The sequence below is a fragment of the Rickettsia endosymbiont of Ixodes pacificus genome, assembly GCF_000965155.1.
In the GTDB taxonomy this organism is placed as follows: Bacteria; Pseudomonadota; Alphaproteobacteria; order Rickettsiales; family Rickettsiaceae; genus Rickettsia; species Rickettsia tamurae.
In genome coordinates, this window is record NZ_LAOP01000001.1 from 178,814 (window position 1) to 196,106 (window position 17,293).

Consider the following 17,293-nt stretch of genomic DNA (forward strand, 5'->3'; position numbering starts at 1 on the left):
CAAGCCACGGTATAACACCATTATGACCCCAATTTATTACATCAAAAACGGTAATCTAAGCTTTGCGGATAAAGTAATTTTATCTGATTTAGAGCTTTATTTGTACAAAGGCGATAAGATTTGTCTTATAGGACGTAACGGCTGCGGGAAATCAAGCTTAATGAAAGTAATATCAGGTAATTATGAGCTAGATAACGGTGAGTTATTTCAAGATCCTTTAGTTACAACCGGTTATTTAAGACAAGATATTTCTATAAAAACTAATCTAACTGTTTATGATTTTGTCTTAGATAGTACAAAAGAAATAGATAAATACCAAATCGATATAATTCTAGAAAAATTACAAATCAACGGAACAGATAACTTATCAACCTATTCAGGGGGTCAGCTTAGAAGAGCAAGCCTTGCTAAAGCTTTAATATTAGAGCCGGAAATATTACTACTTGATGAACCGACTAACCATCTAGATATTGAAACAATCGAATGGTTAGAAGAATTTGTTAAATCTTATAACGGTGCTATTATTTGCGTTAGTCATGATAGAACATTCCTCTCAAATGTTACTAATAAAATTTGGTGGCTTGATAGAGGGATTTTACGTAAATCCGATAAAGGATTTAAATTTTTTGATGAATGGCAAACAATTATCATAGAACAAGAAGAAGACGCTCTTCGGAAATTAAATAAAAAATTATCTCAAGAGAATGAATGGTTAAATGCCGGTGTTACTGCTAGACGTAAGCGGAATCAAAAGAGACTTGCGGAGTTGAAAGCTTTAAGAGCAATAACACAAGAACAGACTGAAAAACTAGCTAGTTCAAAACAAAGAGTTAGGGCAGAGCTTGCCGAAAATATAGCTAAAAGTAAATTCATTATTGAAGCAGATAATATTACTTTTAGTTATAAAAATACTAAAATTATTGATAATTTTAGCTTTCGTGTAAAAAAAGGCGAGAAAATCGGTATAATCGGTGTAAACGGCTCAGGCAAATCCACCTTTATCAAATTACTAACAAAGCAACTTACACCTGACTTGGGTAAAATTATATATGGCGGTAATTTAGATATTTCATATTTTGATCAACATAGAGAAAAACTAGAGCCTAATCATACATTACAACAAACTTTATGTCCTACAGGCGGTGATCAAGTATTTTTGCCAAACGGTAAAACCATGCATGTTGCCGGTTATTTAAAACAATTTATGTTTAATCCTAAACTACTTAATGCAAAAACTGCTATTTTATCAGGCGGTGAAGCTAATAGATTATTACTTGCAAAAATTCTAATTAACCCTGGAAATCTGTTAATTTTAGATGAACCGACTAATGACCTCGATATGGATAGTCTGGAAATTTTACTAGATATACTTGCAGATTATTCAGGTACTTTAATAGTCGTGAGCCATGATCGTGACTTTTTAGATAGGTTAGTTACTAGAACTTTAGTTTTCGCTCAAGGTAAAATTCATGATTTGACAGGAGGTTATGAAGATTATAAGCAGTATTTTACTACCTCTCCTATAACTAAAAAAGCTTCAAAACCACTACCATTAACTTCTCAAAAAGAACCTCTAAATAAAAAGCTATCTTATAAATACCAGCGTTTGCTTGAAACATTACCAAATGATATTGAGAAGCTAGAAATATCCATCAAACACTTAGAAAAAGAACTTGAAGACGTTAATCTGTATTTAGATAATCCTCAAAAATACACTCAGATCACAAATCAATTAACTCATGATAAAAAGAAGCTAGATGAGTTATTAAATCAATGGCTAGAAATACAAAATTAATTTTTGTTAAAATTTTCTTGACTTAATTGTTAATTTTTATTAACGTTTTATGGATAATGGGAACACACATAAAAGGTTATTGTGAGTAAAATTACGAATAAAGGATATCCACAAAAAGAAAAAACAACTGATCCTCAAGCACTTAATGATATCAAAGCTATTCTTGCTCAAATTACCGCTACTAATAACCCTGCAGAGTTAAGTAGATTAGTAAGTGCAGCTCGAAATATTAAATCCGATAGTTCTTTTATTAATGATATAGCAGAAAAAGTAGAGGCTATAGCATTAAAAAAGCAAGAACTAGCAGAAAGCCAGCTTAATTCTGAAATTACTCAAAAAGAGCTAGAACAGTTAGAAAAACAAAGAGAACAGGAAGAAGCAATAATACAATATAAAATGGAAGCTGCAAGGCAAATTCAAGAACTTAATGCTATCCATGATGGATTTAAGAGAAAATCAGAAGAATATAAAAAATTATCTTCTCCTATAGCAACAATGGTTAGAATAAATGAAAATGGAGAAGAGATAATCGATGAACAGGCGATTAATAAAAATATTTTAACTAAAGAAGAAATAGAAGAACGTAGACAAAAACTTGCAGAGCTTAAGAAGGAACAAGAAAAAGTAAATATAGTAGTTAAAAAAGCTAATGAAGAAAAAGAGATTATAGAAAAAGAAATTAATGATTTAACCGAGAAATTAAAAGATAAAAATTTATTACCTGAACAAATTAAGGAATTAGAAGAGAATTTAAAAGTAAAGAAAGAAAATCTAGCAGTTAAAAACACTGTAGTAAAAGAAGCTAAAAAAGTTCAAAAACACGTTCAAGAAGAAATAGAAATTGTTAATGTATTTCACCAAGAAAATCAAGAAAAAATAAATCAGCTTGGAGATGCTATAGAGAAATCAAAAAATACTCTAGATCCTAACAAACATCAAGAATTTAAACAGAAGCATTTTTTACTCAATAGCCAACAGGAAGCAATAGTCAATAATAAAAATTTAAGCAGTGAAGATCAAGATGTACGTAAAAATATATGTAGTAAAATTAATACTCAACGTGAAGCTAATAAAATAAAAGATTCTTTAAATAACCCAATAGCTACCCCAAAGAATCACCAAGTTGAGCAAAGTAATCAAGTTCAACAAAAAAAACAAAATAACGTGTGGATAAGATAAAATTTAACAAATAAATATAGGAGAAAATATGAGTAAACAAAGTAATGATATGGATACATTAGCGGAATTACAAAGAATTAAAGCTAAAACAACAACTTTATCAAACGAGATAAAATCTCAACCTATGAAAAATATGGTAAGCCCACCTAATAGTACCGGAACAACATATTTAACAGTTGATCAAAATTTTGATAAAATGCATAATAATGATTATGAAGCTCAGCAAACAAAACTTGCCGGCAAAGGTGCTAAAAAAGGCGTATGTGAAATAATATAACATTCTAAAAGCTGTAACTATATAGTTACAGCTTTTGTATCATTTTGAATTAAGCTCGAAAGACCTATTGCCTGTATTTTTTCTGACAATTTAAAGCTAATATCACCTGGAAATATTACATTAATTTGATCAAGTTTTAAATCTTCTAAAGATATTTGCATTGATTTTGTAATGCTCGGCGTATTTGTATATTTAATTTCAAACCCCAAACGTTTTCCATTTTTAAAAATTAAAAGATCTATTTCCGCTCCATTATGAGATGACCAAAAATAACATTCTTCGGGTTCTGCTTTATAATATCTAATAATTTGTTCTAAGGCAAATCCTTCCCATGATGCACCTATTTTAGGATGAGTGCTTAAAGCTTCATAATTATTTAAGCCTAATAAAGCGTGATATATTCCACTATCTCTAAAAAAGATTTTTGGAGTTTTAACTTGTCTTTTTTTAAGGTTTTCATACCAAGGCTGCAAAATACGGATCATAAAAGTTCCCTCTAAAATATCTAAATAATGCTTTGCGGTATGATATGAGATAGATAAAGAATTCCCAAGTTCTGAGGCATTAAATATATTAGCGTGATAATGGCAAAGCATTAACCAAAACCTACGTAACTGCATAGACGGAATTGTAAAACCTAAATTTGGTATATCTCTTTCTAAAAATGTTTTAATGTAATTCTGACGCCATAAAGCACTTAACTCTTCATCATCTGCAAGATATGATAAAGGAAATCCGCCGCGTATCCATAATTGCTGAGTACCTGACACTTCAGATAAGGTAAACGGTGTCATTTCAATATAACCTATTCTACCTGCTAGTGTTTCAGAACCTTGTTTAATTAAGTCTCTTGATGCACTGCCTAGTACTAAAAATTTAATATCAGTTGTATCAACAAGAACTCTTAAAATAGGGAATAGATTCGGTTTATACTGAATTTCATCAATAATAACAAATCCTTTTAGATCAGACAAAGCAAGCATCGGTTCATTTAATCTTGCTAAATCTAAGGGATTTTCAAGATCAAAAATATTGATTTTAGGAATATTATAAGCTTCTGCGAACTGTTTAGAAAGGGTAGTTTTTCCGCACTGCCTTGGTCCTAACAAGGCACAAACTTTATGAGTTTTAAAATGTTTTATTATTGATGAAAGGAATTGTTTTCTAAGCATTTAAACTAGTACCATGAAAATTAGAAACATAACTTCTAATTTTCAGTATAGAAAGAAAAAACGATAAAGTCAAAACGCTTTTTCTCGTTCTGCAACTATAATCGCATGTATTTTTTTAAGCGTATGGTCGAAATCATCGTTAGTAATTACATAATCGTACTCATTAGCATGTGACATTTCGTTTTGTGCCGACTGCATACGTAATTTTATTGCTTCTTCATTATCGGTCGCTCTATTTCTTAAGCGTTGTTCCAGTATTTCAATACTAGGAGGCAATACAAATATAGCAACAACATTAGTAGCATTTTTCTTAATACTCCTTGCTCCTTGCCAATCAATATCAAACAAAACGTCCAAGCCTTGATTTAATAACATTTCGACATATTCTTTAGGCGTACCGTAATAATTATCGTATATTTTAGCATATTCAAGAAATTTATTCTGCTTAACTAATTCTTCAAACTCTAGACCGGTCTTAAAGTAATAGTTTATACCCTCTACTTCTCCTAAACGTGGTTTTCTTGTAGTTGCCGAAATAGATAAACGCAAATTATTATCTATTTTCAATAATGCTTTAGCTAAACTTGACTTACCTGTACCTGAAGGGGAAGATAAAATTATAATCAGTCCTTTATTTTTTATTGTCATATTTTATGTTTTATTTCGTAGGTACAGCATATTTCAGAAAGATTCAGACAAGATGAATTTAAATGCGAGCCTGCGAAAGCAGTAGGTAAACTACGTGAGTACAGGCGAGTCATGCAAAATTCGCTTGTATCAAGCTTTATGAATTATTCTGTACTTTTCTTTTTATTACCTCATCCATAGTACAATTAAAATATTTTGCTATTTTTAAAATAGTATCTATTTCAGGATTAAATTCACGATTAACTTCTGCTCTCATAATTCTGCTAACGGTCGTGTAAGGGATATCAGTAACTTGAGCAAGATATTTACGATCTATCTTTTCTTGTTTTAATTTTTCTTCTAAAAATTCTTTTACTTTAGTAGCAAGTGCCATATCACATACTCCGAATAAATTAAATATTGATGTAGTATAATTCAGAAAGCTTCAGACAAGACGAATTTAAAGGCGAGACCTACAAAAGCTTTTTGAATTATACTACCATGCGTTTTTTATAATTATAGGTAATTTATAAGATCTTATAATTACAAATCAAACCTGATATTATAATTTCTATATTTAGAATTGCTACTTAAAAACATTTCAGCAGCCCTAGTAATTCTTCTTTGCTGATTGAAAGATACAAATCTATCATCAATTTTAGAGCTTCTTGCTTTGACTTCAATAAAAACAATTTCTTTATTACGTAACGCAATAATATCTATTTCACCGACATAATAACGAAATTACATATTATTGATAAAATAAACAAGTTTTTTATAGGTTTTACTGGATTCCCGCCTATGCGGGAATGACATAGAGTACAACATTAAAAAAACAGAAATTACTCTTTAGGCAATAATATTTGTACAAATTCCGTTTTAGATAGATCAGCTGCTACGTTTACCATAACATCATGTTCCGTAACTTTAGACACATAACCCACTAAAATACCTGCAGGATAAATGTTACCGTGCCCAGAGGTTACTATCTCCTCATCTTTCTGTACTAAATGATTGTTAGGCAAGTATAAAATTTTACTATTATTATTATTACCTGCTAAAATACCTTGTTCTCTTGAAGAATTAGCTTTAATAGGTATTCTAGAATTAACATCGCTAATTAACATTACTTTAGCATAATTATTACTCACTTCTATTACTTTTCCTACTAATTTTCCTGAATTAACAACGATTTGATCAAGTTCAATGCCTTGCTTTTTACCTGCAGAAATCAAAGCTGTTCTAGAAAATGGATTAAAGGAAACACTCAGTAATTTAGTAGTAATATATTCAAATTCTTCTTCCTCAGCAATCGTTAACAAATCTTTTAATGCAATGTTTTCGGCTCTTACCGATTCTACTTCACTTTGCAAATGTTGTAATCTTGCTATCTCAAGTTTAAGTTCTATATTTTTTCGTTCTAAATCTTGAAAATAAATAAATTTTTGTGTTATTGAATTTATATATTCAAATATATCTTCATAAACTGCTAAACCGGTTGATACTATACTACCGGTTACTTCAAGTGATATACTAGATATTTTTTTAGGCGTAGTAAAAAATAAATATACAGACAATCCAAGCCCAAATATAACAAAAAAACGCTTAAGAGTATTTGATATTATTCTTATTAATTCTAATGAATTTGAAGAATTTTTTACTCTATTTGCAAGTATTGCCATTTTTAATCCTGTTTAAATAGTACATGTTTTAGCTTTGTAAAATCTTCAAGTACTTTTCCTGTTCCAAGTGCTACACAAGAGAGGGCATCATCTGCAACTATCACCGGCAATTTAGTGGCTTCACTAAGAACAAAATCGAGGTTTCGTAATAATGAGCTGCCACCTGTTAAAACAATTCCCTTATCGACTATATCTGAAGATAACTCAGGAGGTGTTGCTTCTAGTGCTACTTTTACCGCTTCAACAATTTGACTTACCGGTTCAATTAGACTATCAGCAATTTGTCTTTCGTTCAATATCATTTCTTTAGGAATACCGTAAATTAAATCACGTCCTTTAATTTCAATCTTTCTCGGCTCAGCATTTTCATCTACATAAGCCGTACCTATTTCTTGCTTTATCTTTTCGGCAGTAGCCTCACCTATCAATAGGTTATAGTGCCTTCTTATATATGAGATAATAGCTTCATCCATCTTATCACCGCCGACTCTTACCGACCTTGCATATACTATGCCCCCTAGTGATAAAACTGCAACTTCCGTAGTGCCTCCTCCAATATCAACAATCATCGAACCGGTCGCTTCCGTTACGGGTAGCCCTGCTCCGATCGCTGCCGCCATAGGTTCTTCAATTAAATAGACATCCCTACCCCCTGCACTTTCTGCTGCTTCTTGGATAGCACGACGCTCAACCGGCGTAGAACCGGAAGGCACACAAATAACAATTGTCGGACCAAAAAAAGAGCGACGATTATGCACCATTCTAATAAAATACTTTATCATTTCCTCTGCACCCTTAAAATCGGCAATAACACCGTCTTTTAAAGGTCTTTTTGCTTCAATATCCGTAGGAGTACGCCCAAGCATCATTTTTGCTTCATGACCATAAGCATAAGGCACAAAAGCACCGTCTTTTTTTATTAACGCAATAACAGAAGGTTCCCTTAGAACAATTCCACGACTTTTTTGATAGACAATAGTATTTGCCGTACCAAGATCTATAGCCATACCGGAAGAAAACCCTTCCAAAAATTTCATTATCATTTTATTTTTTCTCTCTAAATTCTAAAAACTTATTTTTTGATTCTTATTGTCATCCCGTGGCTTGACCACGGGATCTTGTATAACAGACTATGTCCTAAGATACCGCGATCAAGTCGCGGTATGACATTTAACTGGATCCCCCGCTTCCGCTGGGATGACATAGCATCAATACTTTATTCAAATCTCCTTATAATGTAAAATAATAAAGTTACTAATAAAAAATATTAGCATACTAGGTAATAAAATAGCAGCAATTAAAGACAAATTATTATAAGTAAGTATTTTTAATAATATTTCTGATAACGAATATGCTATAAAACCTGAAAATAAACCTAATATCAGTATTTTTTCTTGGGAATTATCACGATGTTTAAGACTAATAAAACAACTTGCTAAAATTACGGTTGCCATCATCATTATAGGCTTAAATAATTGCTTGTAATAATAAATTTGATAATTAATAGCCGGTAAACCTGAATTTAATAATTCATTAATTAATTTAGGTAAAGCCCAAATAGAAACCATTTCAGGACGAATAAATTTATTTACTAAACTATTAATTGATAAATTTGCCTGTATAGTTAAATTGTTGTAAGCCTTAGTTTCCTCTTTTGTGAAAACCTTAACCCTATTTAAATGTAACATTTTATTTTCAATAATACCGTATAATGCATCAATTCTCTTTAAAAAAGAATTATTACTATCAACAAATAAAATTGTAATATTATTTAATTTTTTCTCGGCAACATTAATAAATTGTGTTTGGATAATTTGATTTTCATCATTTAAAGATTCAAAAAATAATAAACCAGATTTAGATATTATACCCTCACTCAAGGCTTTTTTAGTTAGTTTTGCTTCTAATAACTCATATTTTTGTAAGCCTATAGTACCGATAGGATTCAATATAGTCGTAAAAACTATACCTAAAATTAAAGTTACAATACATGGAATAACAAGCACTTGCCAAATATGAATACCGCTAGATAACATAGCCGTTAATTCATTATTTTTTGTTAGATTTCTAAGAAAAAATAACATAGCGGTAAAACTAATTAACGAAGATACTTGACCTAGTAAATAAGGGATCTTATATAAAATAAGTCTCCAAAAAAAACTAAAAGGAACATAAATATTTTTGAATTTTTGTAAAAGATCAAAAATATTTGAGATAATTAATAGCCCGATTAAAAGAAATAATATAATAAAGAAACACTTAGAATATAATTTAGTAAGATACCAAGAAAGTGTTTTTAGATTAATCATTATAAATTCAGTGCTAATGCGAATTTAAATAAGAATTTGTATGGTGGGGCTGGTAGGACTTGAACCTACGACCACACCGTTATGAGCGGCGTGCTCTAACCAACTGAGCTACAGCCCCTTTTCATTTGAAATTTATATAATTATTATGCAGTTAAGTCTAGTAAAATTTTTATATTTTTGAGGTATCGCCTAAAAAACAGGGCAATGTGGATCAGTTTTTTCGTCATTGCGAGGAAATTACAAAGTAATTGACGAAGCAATCTCAGAAGTTTGTTGTTATTTCATGAGATTGCCACGCAGCCTATGGCTGCTCGCAATGACGATTTGGTGTCCACTCATCAACGCTTTCGCAATAATAACATCAAGTTATAAATAAAAAAAGGCCGAGTAGTAAACTCGACCTTTTAGGATACTATAATTAGTAAATAATTTTAGTGATGTACAACTGTTACAGCTCTACGGTTATAAGCAAAAGCTTCTTCAGTATTACCCATCATAGCAGGTCTATCTTTACCATAAGAGATTGTATTTAATCTGTTATGATCGATTCCTTTATTAGCTAAGAATTTTTTCGCTGCTGCTGCTCTTCTTTCACCTAAGCCTAAGTTATATTCTCTGGTACCTCTTTCATCGCAATGTCCTTCAACAGTAGCTTTTACTTCAGGATGCTTTGATAACCAGCAAGCTTGTCTCTCTAACTCTTCTTTAGCCTTTGGTGATAAAGCAGAGCTATCAAAAGCAAACCATACCGCATTTCCTGCATGCTTCTCAAAATCTTTCATTAATGAGGTTTCTTCACCTTGGTTCATATTACCGTCAAATTGCGGTGCTCTTTTTGTTGTATTACACCCTGCAAGCACAAATAATGCAAGAAAAGCTAATGTAATTTTTGTTTTCATAATTAAACTCCTTGAGATTATAATTTATTAATATTGAATTCATTTTAGCTAGTTCATAAAACTAAACTAACCAAAAGCTATGTGAGTTAGTATATATCATTATTTTATTAGTTTAAAGGCTAAAATATTATAAAATGCAATTACTCATGTATAAATGTGGTAAAAATATCATTTTTATAATACGAGTAGATACTTTGGATAAATAGATAAATGAAGTTTAATGTAGAAAAGAGGAATCGATTTTGAAGCTTATAACCGCAGCGTATATATAATATGTGAGGATTATAAGCAAATTAAGTAACGCTGCCAATTTTCAAATTAAACGATTATATTCACCATCTTATTAATGCACTGCCCCAAGTAAGACCTGCACCGATAGCTGAAAATAGTAGAATATCACCTTTTTTTATTTTACCTGATGCTTTAAGAGTACTCAAAGCAAGCGGAATAGAAGCCGCTGAACAATTAGCGTGCTTCTCTACGGTTTTTATTACCTTATGTTCTGATAGGTTTAATGATTCGGCGAGTTTATTAATAATACGGATATTTGCTTGATGAGGTATAAAATAATCAATATCGCTTACACTGAATTGATTAGCATGCAGTAAATCTTTTATAGATTGTTGCATTTTTTCTATTGCATGACGAAATAATTTTTGCCCCTGCATAACTATTTTGCCACTAATACCGTTCATACTTACACCACTGTTTGTGTATAATATTTCATAATCAGCTCCGCTTGCAAAAATATTACTATCTATTAAACCGGAGTCATCACTACTACGCTGTAATATTACGCTACCTGCTCCATCGCCGAATAAGACGCAAGTAGTCCTATCATTCCAGTCTAATAATGACGTCATTTTCTCGGCCCCTATAAGCAAAATAGTTTTATATTTACCTGATGAGATAAGAGAATTCGCTACTTGTAAACCATAAACAAAGCCGGCACATACTGCTTGTAAATCAAAAGACGGTATATTAGTTAAACCAAGATAACCTTGAAGCTTAGAGGCGACCGAAGGGAAGCTATTATCCGGAGTAGTAGTACATGTAATAATTAAATCAATATCATTTGCTGATATCCCTGCATCTACTATAGCTTTTTCAGCCGATTTTAAAGCAAGATGGGAAGTATATTCTGTATCACCTGCTATATGACGCTGCGTAATACCTGTTCTTGTTCTAATCCATTCATCATTAGTATCTACAAATTTTGCAAGTTCGTCATTACTAACTATTTTTGAAGGAAGATACCCGCCGCAACCAATAATTTTGCAGGTCATAGCTTTAGGCTACTTCTTCTTCAGTTTCAATTTTTTTCGTTACTACTTGACGATTATTATAAGTCCCGTCAACTGAAGAAACGTGATGCGGAAGCTTATATTCGCCAGTTTGCGAGTCAACTATTACGTTAACTTTACCAAGTGCTAAATGTGAACGTCTCATATTACGTCTTGATTTTGATGTTTTTTTCTTTGGAACTGCCATTATTAGCCTCTCTAAATATAAATTAAAAAGTATTTGTCAAATTAGTGAAGCAGTATATTATAATCTTGTAATAAAATCTAGATAAAATTAAACTTATGAAAATTTTTATAACATACATTTTTAGTATATTAGCCTTTTTTTCCTTAAGCGGCTGCAAAACTATCGAAAATAGAGGGCAATCCATAGATGATTCGGCACTTGTAAAATTAGAGTCTAAAAAACTAAACAAAGCGGAAGTCGTAGAATTAATAGGTACGCCTACTATGGTACCGGAATATTCCCAAAATACCTGGTATTATGTTGAGAGAGTTATGTCTCAAAGAGCTTGGCTTAATCCAAAAATTGAAAAGCAAAAAATAGTAAAAATTACGTTTGATGCTAATAATTTTATGCAGGAAGTAGTAGTAATAGATGATTCTCATAGACAAGATATAGAAACAGTCCGTGAATATACTAGGACATATGGAACGGAACTTAACGGATTACAAAAATTTGTTAAAAATTTAGGTAGATTCAATAAAACCACCGACGGAAATAAAAACAAAAGCAAAAATAAGAAGAAGAGATAAGTACCTTAATCGTCATTGTAAGGGGGCTTATCTGCGTGGATCAATTCCACCACTGTGTCACCCCGTGGCTTGACCACGGGGTCCACAGTCTTTTTTAATTTTTTCTGGATACCGTGGACAAGCCACGGTATGACACCGAAGCAGGCGTAACACCAACACCCATAAAACAAAAAACTATCTAATATGATTTCGATATTTAGTAAATTAAAACAAAGTTTATCTAAAACTTCTAATAAAATATCGGAAGGTATCGACAAAATATTTTACAAGAAAAAATTAGATGCAGAAACTCTAGAAGAGCTAGAAGAGCTACTTATCTCAAGTGATATGAGTGTTTCGGTAGTAACTAATATTATTGAAGAGTTTAAAAAGGTAAAATTTGACAAAGAAATAGATAGTGATACAGTAAAAGATGCACTAGCTGAATTAGTAGAACAGCAGCTATCAAAATCAGAAATTCCTTTTACTTTAGATGCAAATAAATTAAACGTAATTTTAGTTTGCGGTGTTAATGGAGCAGGTAAAACCACGACTATAGGTAAGCTTGCTGCAATGTACTCAGCACAAGGGAAAAAAGTAGCAGTTGCGGCCTGCGATACTTTTAGAGCAGCTGCCGTAAATCAGCTAAGTACTTGGGTAGATAGAGCAAATGCACTACTTATTACCGGTGAAGAATCGGCTGACCCTGCGAGTGTTGCTTACCGTGCTATGGAAGAATCGATAAAACAAAATATCGATATACTTTTTATCGATACGGCAGGCAGACTTCATAATAAGAAAAATTTGATGGATGAACTGTCTAAAATTGTAAAAGTTATAAAAAAACTAGACGAGAATGCACCCACTCATAGCATTTTAGTAATTGATGCTATTACCGGACAAAATACTTATAATCAAGTAGAACATTTTAATGATGCTACTAATTTGACGGGGCTTATCGTGACTAAACTAGACGGCAGTGCTAAAGCCGGAGTACTTGTCGGAGTAGTACAAAAATTTAATTTACCCGTATACTTTATCGGTATAGGCGAGAAGATAGAGGACTTAAAAATATTCAACCGACATGATTTTGCTAAAAGTCTAGTAGGACTGTGAGGCTTTGCTACGTCATTTGCCCGCACGAATATTGAGTCGTCATTGTGAGCAGCCGTAGGCTGCGCGGCAATCTCATGAAGTAATAATAAACTCCTGAGATTGCTTCGTCAATTGCTATGCAATTTCCTCGCAATGACGATTTAATTAAAAATAAAATCATAAAATGACTCAAAAAAATACCTTATTACTCATAGACGGATACGGATTTGTTTTTAGAGCCTATTATGCACAACAGCCTTTAACTTCGCCGAAAGGCGAGCCTGTCGGTGCTCTTTACGGCTTCACTTCAATACTACTAAAATTACTGAGTGACTTTAAGCCTAAACATGTCGCTGTAGTATTCGACAGCGGCGGGGAAAATTTCCGTCATCATATTTATCCTGAGTATAAAGCTAATCGTCCGCCTCCTCCTGAAGATTTAATTGTACAATTACCTTTAGTTCGTGATGTTGCAAGTAGTTTAAATTTTCCTATTCTAGAGAAGAACGGTTATGAAGCCGATGACATTATCGCAACCTTTGCTACTAAAACGGTCATGCTTGGAGAAGAGGTCATTATTATCTCTTCCGATAAAGATCTATTGCAGTTAATGAGTGAAAACATCAAAATATATGATCCGTTAAAAGGGAAATATATTACAGAGGAGGATGTTGTTAAAAAATTCGGTACTACTTCTGATAAATTACGTGAAGTGATGGCTTTAATCGGCGATAGATCGGATAATATTCCGGGTGTGCCATCTATCGGACCAAAAACGGCAAGTAGTCTTATAACACAATTTGGTTCTGTAGAAAATATATTTAACTCTTTAGACCAAGTCTCAAGCGTAAAACAACGTGAAACTTTACAAAATTCTAAAGAAGCAGCGTTAATTTCATGGCAGTTAATAGGGCTTGATTCTAATGTTGATTTAGATTTCCAGCTGAATAATTTAGAATGGTCACCTCCAAATAGCGATAAATTAACAGGATTTTTACAAGAATACGGTTTTAAATCTTTATATAAAAGAGCAGAAAATTTATTCGATATTAAAATTAATGACCACAAAGAGATAGCAGATAATAAAGTAACCGAAGCAAAAGAAATTAGTAATGCTAGTGAGTTAGCAAATTTTGCTAAAGAAGCTGAGAAAATAGGAATATTTGGAATATACTTACTGCAGCATAAAGGAGATAATCTTGCTTTTATTTTATCACTGCAAAACCAAAGCTATATTATAAAAATTTCTAACACTTCTCATAATCTATTTTCTTATAATACTAAAACTAATAACAACTGGTTTTCGGATATAATCTTCAATTTACTAGTCGATAAATCTATAAAAAAAATTACTTACTCTCTTAAACCTTTAATGAAATTTTATGCAAACCAATCTCATGAAATTACGGCTATAGAGGATTTAGAACTAATGCAATATGCGTTATCTGCCGGTTTATCACAGAAAAATTTATTTGAAGAAGCTTTGAAAGAAACTTTGATAGAAAATATAATTATCGAATCAGCAAAAATAGTAATAAACTTTATCTCACTTTATAAGCAAACTATATTGGAGCTTAAAGACAACAAAGCCTTTAGACTTTATAGCGACATTGATTTACCTATTTGTTTTATTTTAGATAAAATGGAGAAAGTGGGTATTAAAGTAGATGCTAATTACCTAAAACAATTATCCGCTGAATTTGGAGCAGAAATTCTAAAACTTGAAGAAGAAATTTTTGCTCTTAGCGGAACTAAATTTAATATTGGTTCGCCAAAACAATTAGGTGAGATTTTATTTGAAAAAATGCAATTACCTTTCGGTAAAGTTTCGGCTAAAGCAAGCTCTTACTCAACAGGAGCGAAAATACTAGAAAAACTTAGTGAGCATGGATATAACATAGCTGATTTATTACTAAGGTGGCGACAGCTTACAAAATTAAAGAATACTTACACCAATAGTTTACCGAAACAGATAGATAATATAACTAAGCGGGTACATACGACATTTTTACAAACTTCTACCACTACAGGAAGACTTAGCTCACAAGAACCTAATCTGCAAAACGTACCGATTCGCTCTAGTGAAGGGAATAAAATCAGACAAGCTTTTATCGCTGAAAAAGATTATAAATTAATATCTGCCGATTATTCTCAAATTGAGCTTAGAATATTAAGCCATATCGCAAATATAGATGCATTAAAACAAGCATTTATCAATAAAGACGATATCCATACTCAAACCGCTTGTCAGATCTTTAACTTACAAAAACACGAACTAACTAGCGAACATAGACGTAAAGCAAAAGCTATAAATTTTGGTATTATTTACGGTATAAGTGCTTTTGGGCTTGCTAAGCAATTAAATGTTACTAACGGCAAAGCATCCGAATATATCAAGAAATATTTTGCCGAATATAAAGGAGTACAAGAATATATGGAGCAAACAAAAGCTTTTGCAAGTAGCAACGGCTATGTCACAAATTTCTTCGGCAGAAAATGTTTTGTACCTCTAATTCATGATAAAAAGCTTAAACAATTTGCAGAGCGTGCGGCTATTAACGCTCCGATTCAAGGAACTAATGCCGATATAATTAAAATTGCCATGATCAATCTAGATCAAGAAATAGAAAAACGTAAACTTAAAACAAGATTAGTACTGCAAATTCATGATGAATTACTATTTGAAGCACCGATCGAGGAAGTAGAAATTATAATACCCATTATTAAAAAAATCATGGAAAACTCTACTAATATGGATGTACCGATTATAACCGAAATTAGAGCAGGTAATAACTGGATGGAAATTCATTGAATAGTTGGTCATTCCTGCGAAGCTAAGTCGTCATTGCAAGCAGCCTTAGGTGTTGTTGCATGGATGATTTTGATAAACTATAAAGGTTATTTAGGATCAGTACATTTTAATGCTTCCGAAGAACTATTCGGTAAAGTAGAATTTATAAGAGATTTGATAAGTTATGAAGCATCTGACGCTAAAACTTTAATAAAGTCATTTCAAGAATTTTAAAAGGAGAGTAATTTATGAAAAATTTTATATTTACGTCTGAGTCAGTTTCTGAAGGGCATCCGAACAAAATTGCCGATCAAATTTCAGATACGGTACTTGATTAGATTCTAAAACAAGACCCTAACGGTCGTGTTGCCTGCGAAACTTTTGTAACAACCGGTCTAGTTCTAGTGGGAGGTGAAATTACTACTAGTAATTATGTGGATATTGAGCAAATAGTACGGAGTAAAGTACAAGAAATTGGCTATAATAATCCAAATTATGGATTTGACGGTAGCTGTTGTGCCGTAATTTCTTCTATAATTAAACAATCACCCGATATAACTATGGGTGTTGACAATGCAAATGACGATGAAATAGGTGCAGGAGATCAAGGTATGGTTTTCGGTTATGCTTGTAACGAGACGGATAGTTTAATGCCTGCACCGATTTACTACGCTCATCTTTTAATGAAAAGACAAGCATATTTGCGTAAACAAAATGTTTTATCTTGGCTTAGACCCGATGCAAAATAACAAGTCACGTTACGATATGAAAATAACAAACCGATTGCCATTGATGCGGTAGTTTTATCAACTCAGCATCATCCGGAAATACAACAAAAAGACCTTATTGAAGCAGTAATGGAAGAAATTATTAAACAGGCATTACCAAGCCATTTACTTCATAAAGACACTAAATATCTAATTAACCCGACAGGTAGGTTTGTTATAGGCGGTCCTGTTGCAGATTGCGGTTTAACCGGTAGGAAAATTATCGTGGACAGCTATGGAGGAATGGCAAGACACGGCGATGGTTGCTTTTCAGGAAAAGACCCAACCAAAATAGATAGGTCGGCTGCTTACATGGCATGCTATATTGCTAAGAATATAGTAGGAGCAGGACTTGCCGATCGCTGTGAAATACAAATATCTTATGCAATAGGCGTTGCTGCTCCCGTATCTATTTACGCTGAAACTTTCGGTACTAGCAAATTAAGCAACGAACAAATTACTAAGCTCATAACACAGCATTTTGATATGCGTCCAGGCAGAATTATTAAACATCTTAAGCTTCGCACTCCATGTTATCAAAAAACGACTGCTTACAGTCATTTCGGCCGTGAAGACGAAAATTTTACATGGGAACAATTAGATAAAGTAGATATATTGAGGTGAGTAATTATTGACATTTATTTATTCGTAATACATGATT

18 protein-coding genes, 1 tRNA gene and 2 pseudogenes are annotated in these 17,293 nt (G+C 32.3%); 9 read left to right on the plus strand and 12 right to left on the minus strand.

The window, feature by feature from the left end; genetic code table 11:
• The first annotated feature begins 22 nt into the window (after positions 1–22).
• The 3 genes from REIP_RS01105 (at position 23) to REIP_RS01115 (ending at position 3,251) form a co-directional block, all read left to right on the plus strand.
• A complete protein-coding gene (locus tag REIP_RS01105; protein WP_045803603.1) occupies positions 23–1,795 on the plus strand; it encodes an ABC-F family ATP-binding cassette domain-containing protein in 1,773 nt (590 codons plus the stop codon).
• An 81-nt stretch (positions 1,796–1,876) separates the two neighbouring features.
• The gene (locus REIP_RS01110; RefSeq protein ID WP_045803604.1) at positions 1,877–2,974 is read left to right on the plus strand and encodes a hypothetical protein; all 1,098 of its coding nucleotides are present in this window, start codon (positions 1,877–1,879) and stop codon (positions 2,972–2,974) included.
• A gap of 28 nt (positions 2,975–3,002) precedes the next feature.
• Entirely contained in the window at positions 3,003–3,251 is a 249-nt protein-coding gene (locus REIP_RS01115; protein WP_023507147.1) for a hypothetical protein, read from the plus strand.
• 17 nt (positions 3,252–3,268) lie between these two features.
• Here REIP_RS01115 and REIP_RS01120 read toward each other — a convergent pair whose 3' ends face one another.
• A complete protein-coding gene (locus REIP_RS01120; protein WP_045803605.1) occupies positions 3,269–4,423 on the minus strand; it encodes an ATP-binding protein in 1,155 nt (384 codons plus the stop codon).
• Between the two features lie 69 nt (positions 4,424–4,492).
• A complete protein-coding gene (gmk, locus tag REIP_RS01125; protein ID WP_045803606.1) occupies positions 4,493–5,071 on the minus strand; it encodes a guanylate kinase in 579 nt (192 codons plus the stop codon).
• Positions 5,072–5,101: 30 nt separating this feature from the next.
• On the opposite strand from gmk, the pseudogene REIP_RS08865 reads away from it, so the two are divergent.
• Positions 5,102–5,224: pseudogene (locus tag REIP_RS08865) on the plus strand (palindromic element RPE3 domain-containing protein); the annotation flags it as partial.
• Here REIP_RS08865 and REIP_RS01130 read toward each other — a convergent pair.
• From REIP_RS01130 to rpmF, 10 genes are all read right to left on the minus strand, one after another.
• Positions 5,208–5,444 (minus strand): helix-turn-helix transcriptional regulator, encoded by a 237-nt coding sequence (locus REIP_RS01130; protein WP_008579283.1) that lies wholly within the window; start codon positions 5,442–5,444, stop codon positions 5,208–5,210. The pseudogene REIP_RS08865 and the gene REIP_RS01130 overlap by 17 nt on opposite strands.
• Positions 5,445–5,593: 149 nt before the next feature.
• The gene (locus tag REIP_RS12045) at positions 5,594–5,773 is read right to left on the minus strand and encodes a YraN family protein (protein WP_331385735.1); all 180 of its coding nucleotides are present in this window, start codon (positions 5,771–5,773) and stop codon (positions 5,594–5,596) included.
• 119 nt (positions 5,774–5,892) lie between these two features.
• On the minus strand, positions 5,893–6,732 hold the full coding sequence (gene mreC / locus REIP_RS01135; RefSeq protein WP_045803607.1) for a rod shape-determining protein MreC: 840 nt from the start codon (positions 6,730–6,732) through the stop codon (positions 5,893–5,895).
• 2 nt (positions 6,733–6,734) lie between these two features.
• Positions 6,735–7,775: a rod shape-determining protein gene (locus REIP_RS01140; RefSeq protein WP_023507140.1), complete on the minus strand. Its 1,041-nt coding sequence runs from the start codon at positions 7,773–7,775 to the stop codon at positions 6,735–6,737.
• A gap of 29 nt (positions 7,776–7,804) precedes the next feature.
• Positions 7,805–7,936, minus strand: coding sequence for a hypothetical protein (locus REIP_RS13075; protein ID WP_269429032.1), 132 nt, complete (start codon positions 7,934–7,936; stop codon positions 7,805–7,807).
• Between the two features lie 16 nt (positions 7,937–7,952).
• Complete coding sequence (locus tag REIP_RS01145) at positions 7,953–9,041, minus strand: LptF/LptG family permease (RefSeq protein WP_045803608.1); 1,089 nt, start codon at positions 9,039–9,041, stop codon at positions 7,953–7,955.
• Positions 9,042–9,082: 41 nt separating this feature from the next.
• Positions 9,083–9,159, minus strand: a tRNA-Ile gene (locus REIP_RS01150).
• A gap of 313 nt (positions 9,160–9,472) precedes the next feature.
• Positions 9,473–9,940: a peptidoglycan-associated lipoprotein Pal gene (pal, locus tag REIP_RS01155; protein ID WP_023507138.1), complete on the minus strand. Its 468-nt coding sequence runs from the start codon at positions 9,938–9,940 to the stop codon at positions 9,473–9,475.
• A gap of 332 nt (positions 9,941–10,272) precedes the next feature.
• Entirely contained in the window at positions 10,273–11,226 is a 954-nt protein-coding gene (locus REIP_RS01160) for a beta-ketoacyl-ACP synthase III (RefSeq protein ID WP_045803609.1), read from the minus strand.
• 4 nt (positions 11,227–11,230) lie between these two features.
• Positions 11,231–11,431: a 50S ribosomal protein L32 gene (rpmF, locus tag REIP_RS01165; protein ID WP_045803610.1), complete on the minus strand. Its 201-nt coding sequence runs from the start codon at positions 11,429–11,431 to the stop codon at positions 11,231–11,233.
• A 95-nt stretch (positions 11,432–11,526) separates the two neighbouring features.
• Between rpmF and REIP_RS01170 the strand changes: the two genes are divergently transcribed.
• The 5 genes and pseudogenes from REIP_RS01170 (at position 11,527) to metK (ending at position 17,256) form a co-directional block, all read left to right on the plus strand.
• The gene (locus tag REIP_RS01170) at positions 11,527–12,000 is read left to right on the plus strand and encodes an outer membrane protein assembly factor BamE (protein ID WP_023507136.1); all 474 of its coding nucleotides are present in this window, start codon (positions 11,527–11,529) and stop codon (positions 11,998–12,000) included.
• Positions 12,001–12,183: 183 nt separating this feature from the next.
• Positions 12,184–13,095: a signal recognition particle-docking protein FtsY gene (gene ftsY, locus REIP_RS01175; RefSeq protein ID WP_023507135.1), complete on the plus strand. Its 912-nt coding sequence runs from the start codon at positions 12,184–12,186 to the stop codon at positions 13,093–13,095.
• A 163-nt stretch (positions 13,096–13,258) separates the two neighbouring features.
• Positions 13,259–15,886: a DNA polymerase I gene (gene polA, locus REIP_RS01180; protein WP_045803611.1), complete on the plus strand. Its 2,628-nt coding sequence runs from the start codon at positions 13,259–13,261 to the stop codon at positions 15,884–15,886.
• 69 nt (positions 15,887–15,955) lie between these two features.
• The gene (locus REIP_RS01185) at positions 15,956–16,099 is read left to right on the plus strand and encodes a hypothetical protein (RefSeq protein ID WP_231569151.1); all 144 of its coding nucleotides are present in this window, start codon (positions 15,956–15,958) and stop codon (positions 16,097–16,099) included.
• 14 nt (positions 16,100–16,113) lie between these two features.
• A pseudogene (metK, locus tag REIP_RS10550) lies at positions 16,114–17,256 on the plus strand (methionine adenosyltransferase).
• The last annotated feature ends 37 nt before the right edge of the window (positions 17,257–17,293 follow it).

Excerpts from the sequence above, each read along its gene's own strand:
- REIP_RS01105 (WP_045803603.1), top strand. The coding sequence starts at position 23 with ATGACCCCAATTTATTACATCAAAAACGGTAATCTAAGCTTTGCGGAT.
- REIP_RS01115 (WP_023507147.1), top strand. The coding sequence starts at position 3,003 with ATGAGTAAACAAAGTAATGATATGGATACATTAGCGGAATTACAAAGA.
- REIP_RS01120 (WP_045803605.1), bottom strand. The coding sequence starts at position 4,423 with ATGCTTAGAAAACAATTCCTTTCATCAATAATAAAACATTTTAAAACT.
- gmk (WP_045803606.1), bottom strand. The coding sequence starts at position 5,071 with ATGACAATAAAAAATAAAGGACTGATTATAATTTTATCTTCCCCTTCA.
- REIP_RS01130 (WP_008579283.1), bottom strand. The coding sequence starts at position 5,444 with ATGGCACTTGCTACTAAAGTAAAAGAATTTTTAGAAGAAAAATTAAAA.
- mreC (WP_045803607.1), bottom strand. The coding sequence starts at position 6,732 with ATGGCAATACTTGCAAATAGAGTAAAAAATTCTTCAAATTCATTAGAA.
- REIP_RS01140 (WP_023507140.1), bottom strand. The coding sequence starts at position 7,775 with ATGATAATGAAATTTTTGGAAGGGTTTTCTTCCGGTATGGCTATAGAT.
- REIP_RS13075 (WP_269429032.1), bottom strand. The coding sequence starts at position 7,936 with ATGTCATCCCAGCGGAAGCGGGGGATCCAGTTAAATGTCATACCGCGA.
- REIP_RS01145 (WP_045803608.1), bottom strand. The coding sequence starts at position 9,041 with ATGATTAATCTAAAAACACTTTCTTGGTATCTTACTAAATTATATTCT.
- pal (WP_023507138.1), bottom strand. The coding sequence starts at position 9,940 with ATGAAAACAAAAATTACATTAGCTTTTCTTGCATTATTTGTGCTTGCA.
- REIP_RS01160 (WP_045803609.1), bottom strand. The coding sequence starts at position 11,226 with ATGACCTGCAAAATTATTGGTTGCGGCGGGTATCTTCCTTCAAAAATA.
- rpmF (WP_045803610.1), bottom strand. The coding sequence starts at position 11,431 with ATGGCAGTTCCAAAGAAAAAAACATCAAAATCAAGACGTAATATGAGA.
- REIP_RS01170 (WP_023507136.1), top strand. The coding sequence starts at position 11,527 with ATGAAAATTTTTATAACATACATTTTTAGTATATTAGCCTTTTTTTCC.
- ftsY (WP_023507135.1), top strand. The coding sequence starts at position 12,184 with ATGATTTCGATATTTAGTAAATTAAAACAAAGTTTATCTAAAACTTCT.
- polA (WP_045803611.1), top strand. The coding sequence starts at position 13,259 with ATGACTCAAAAAAATACCTTATTACTCATAGACGGATACGGATTTGTT.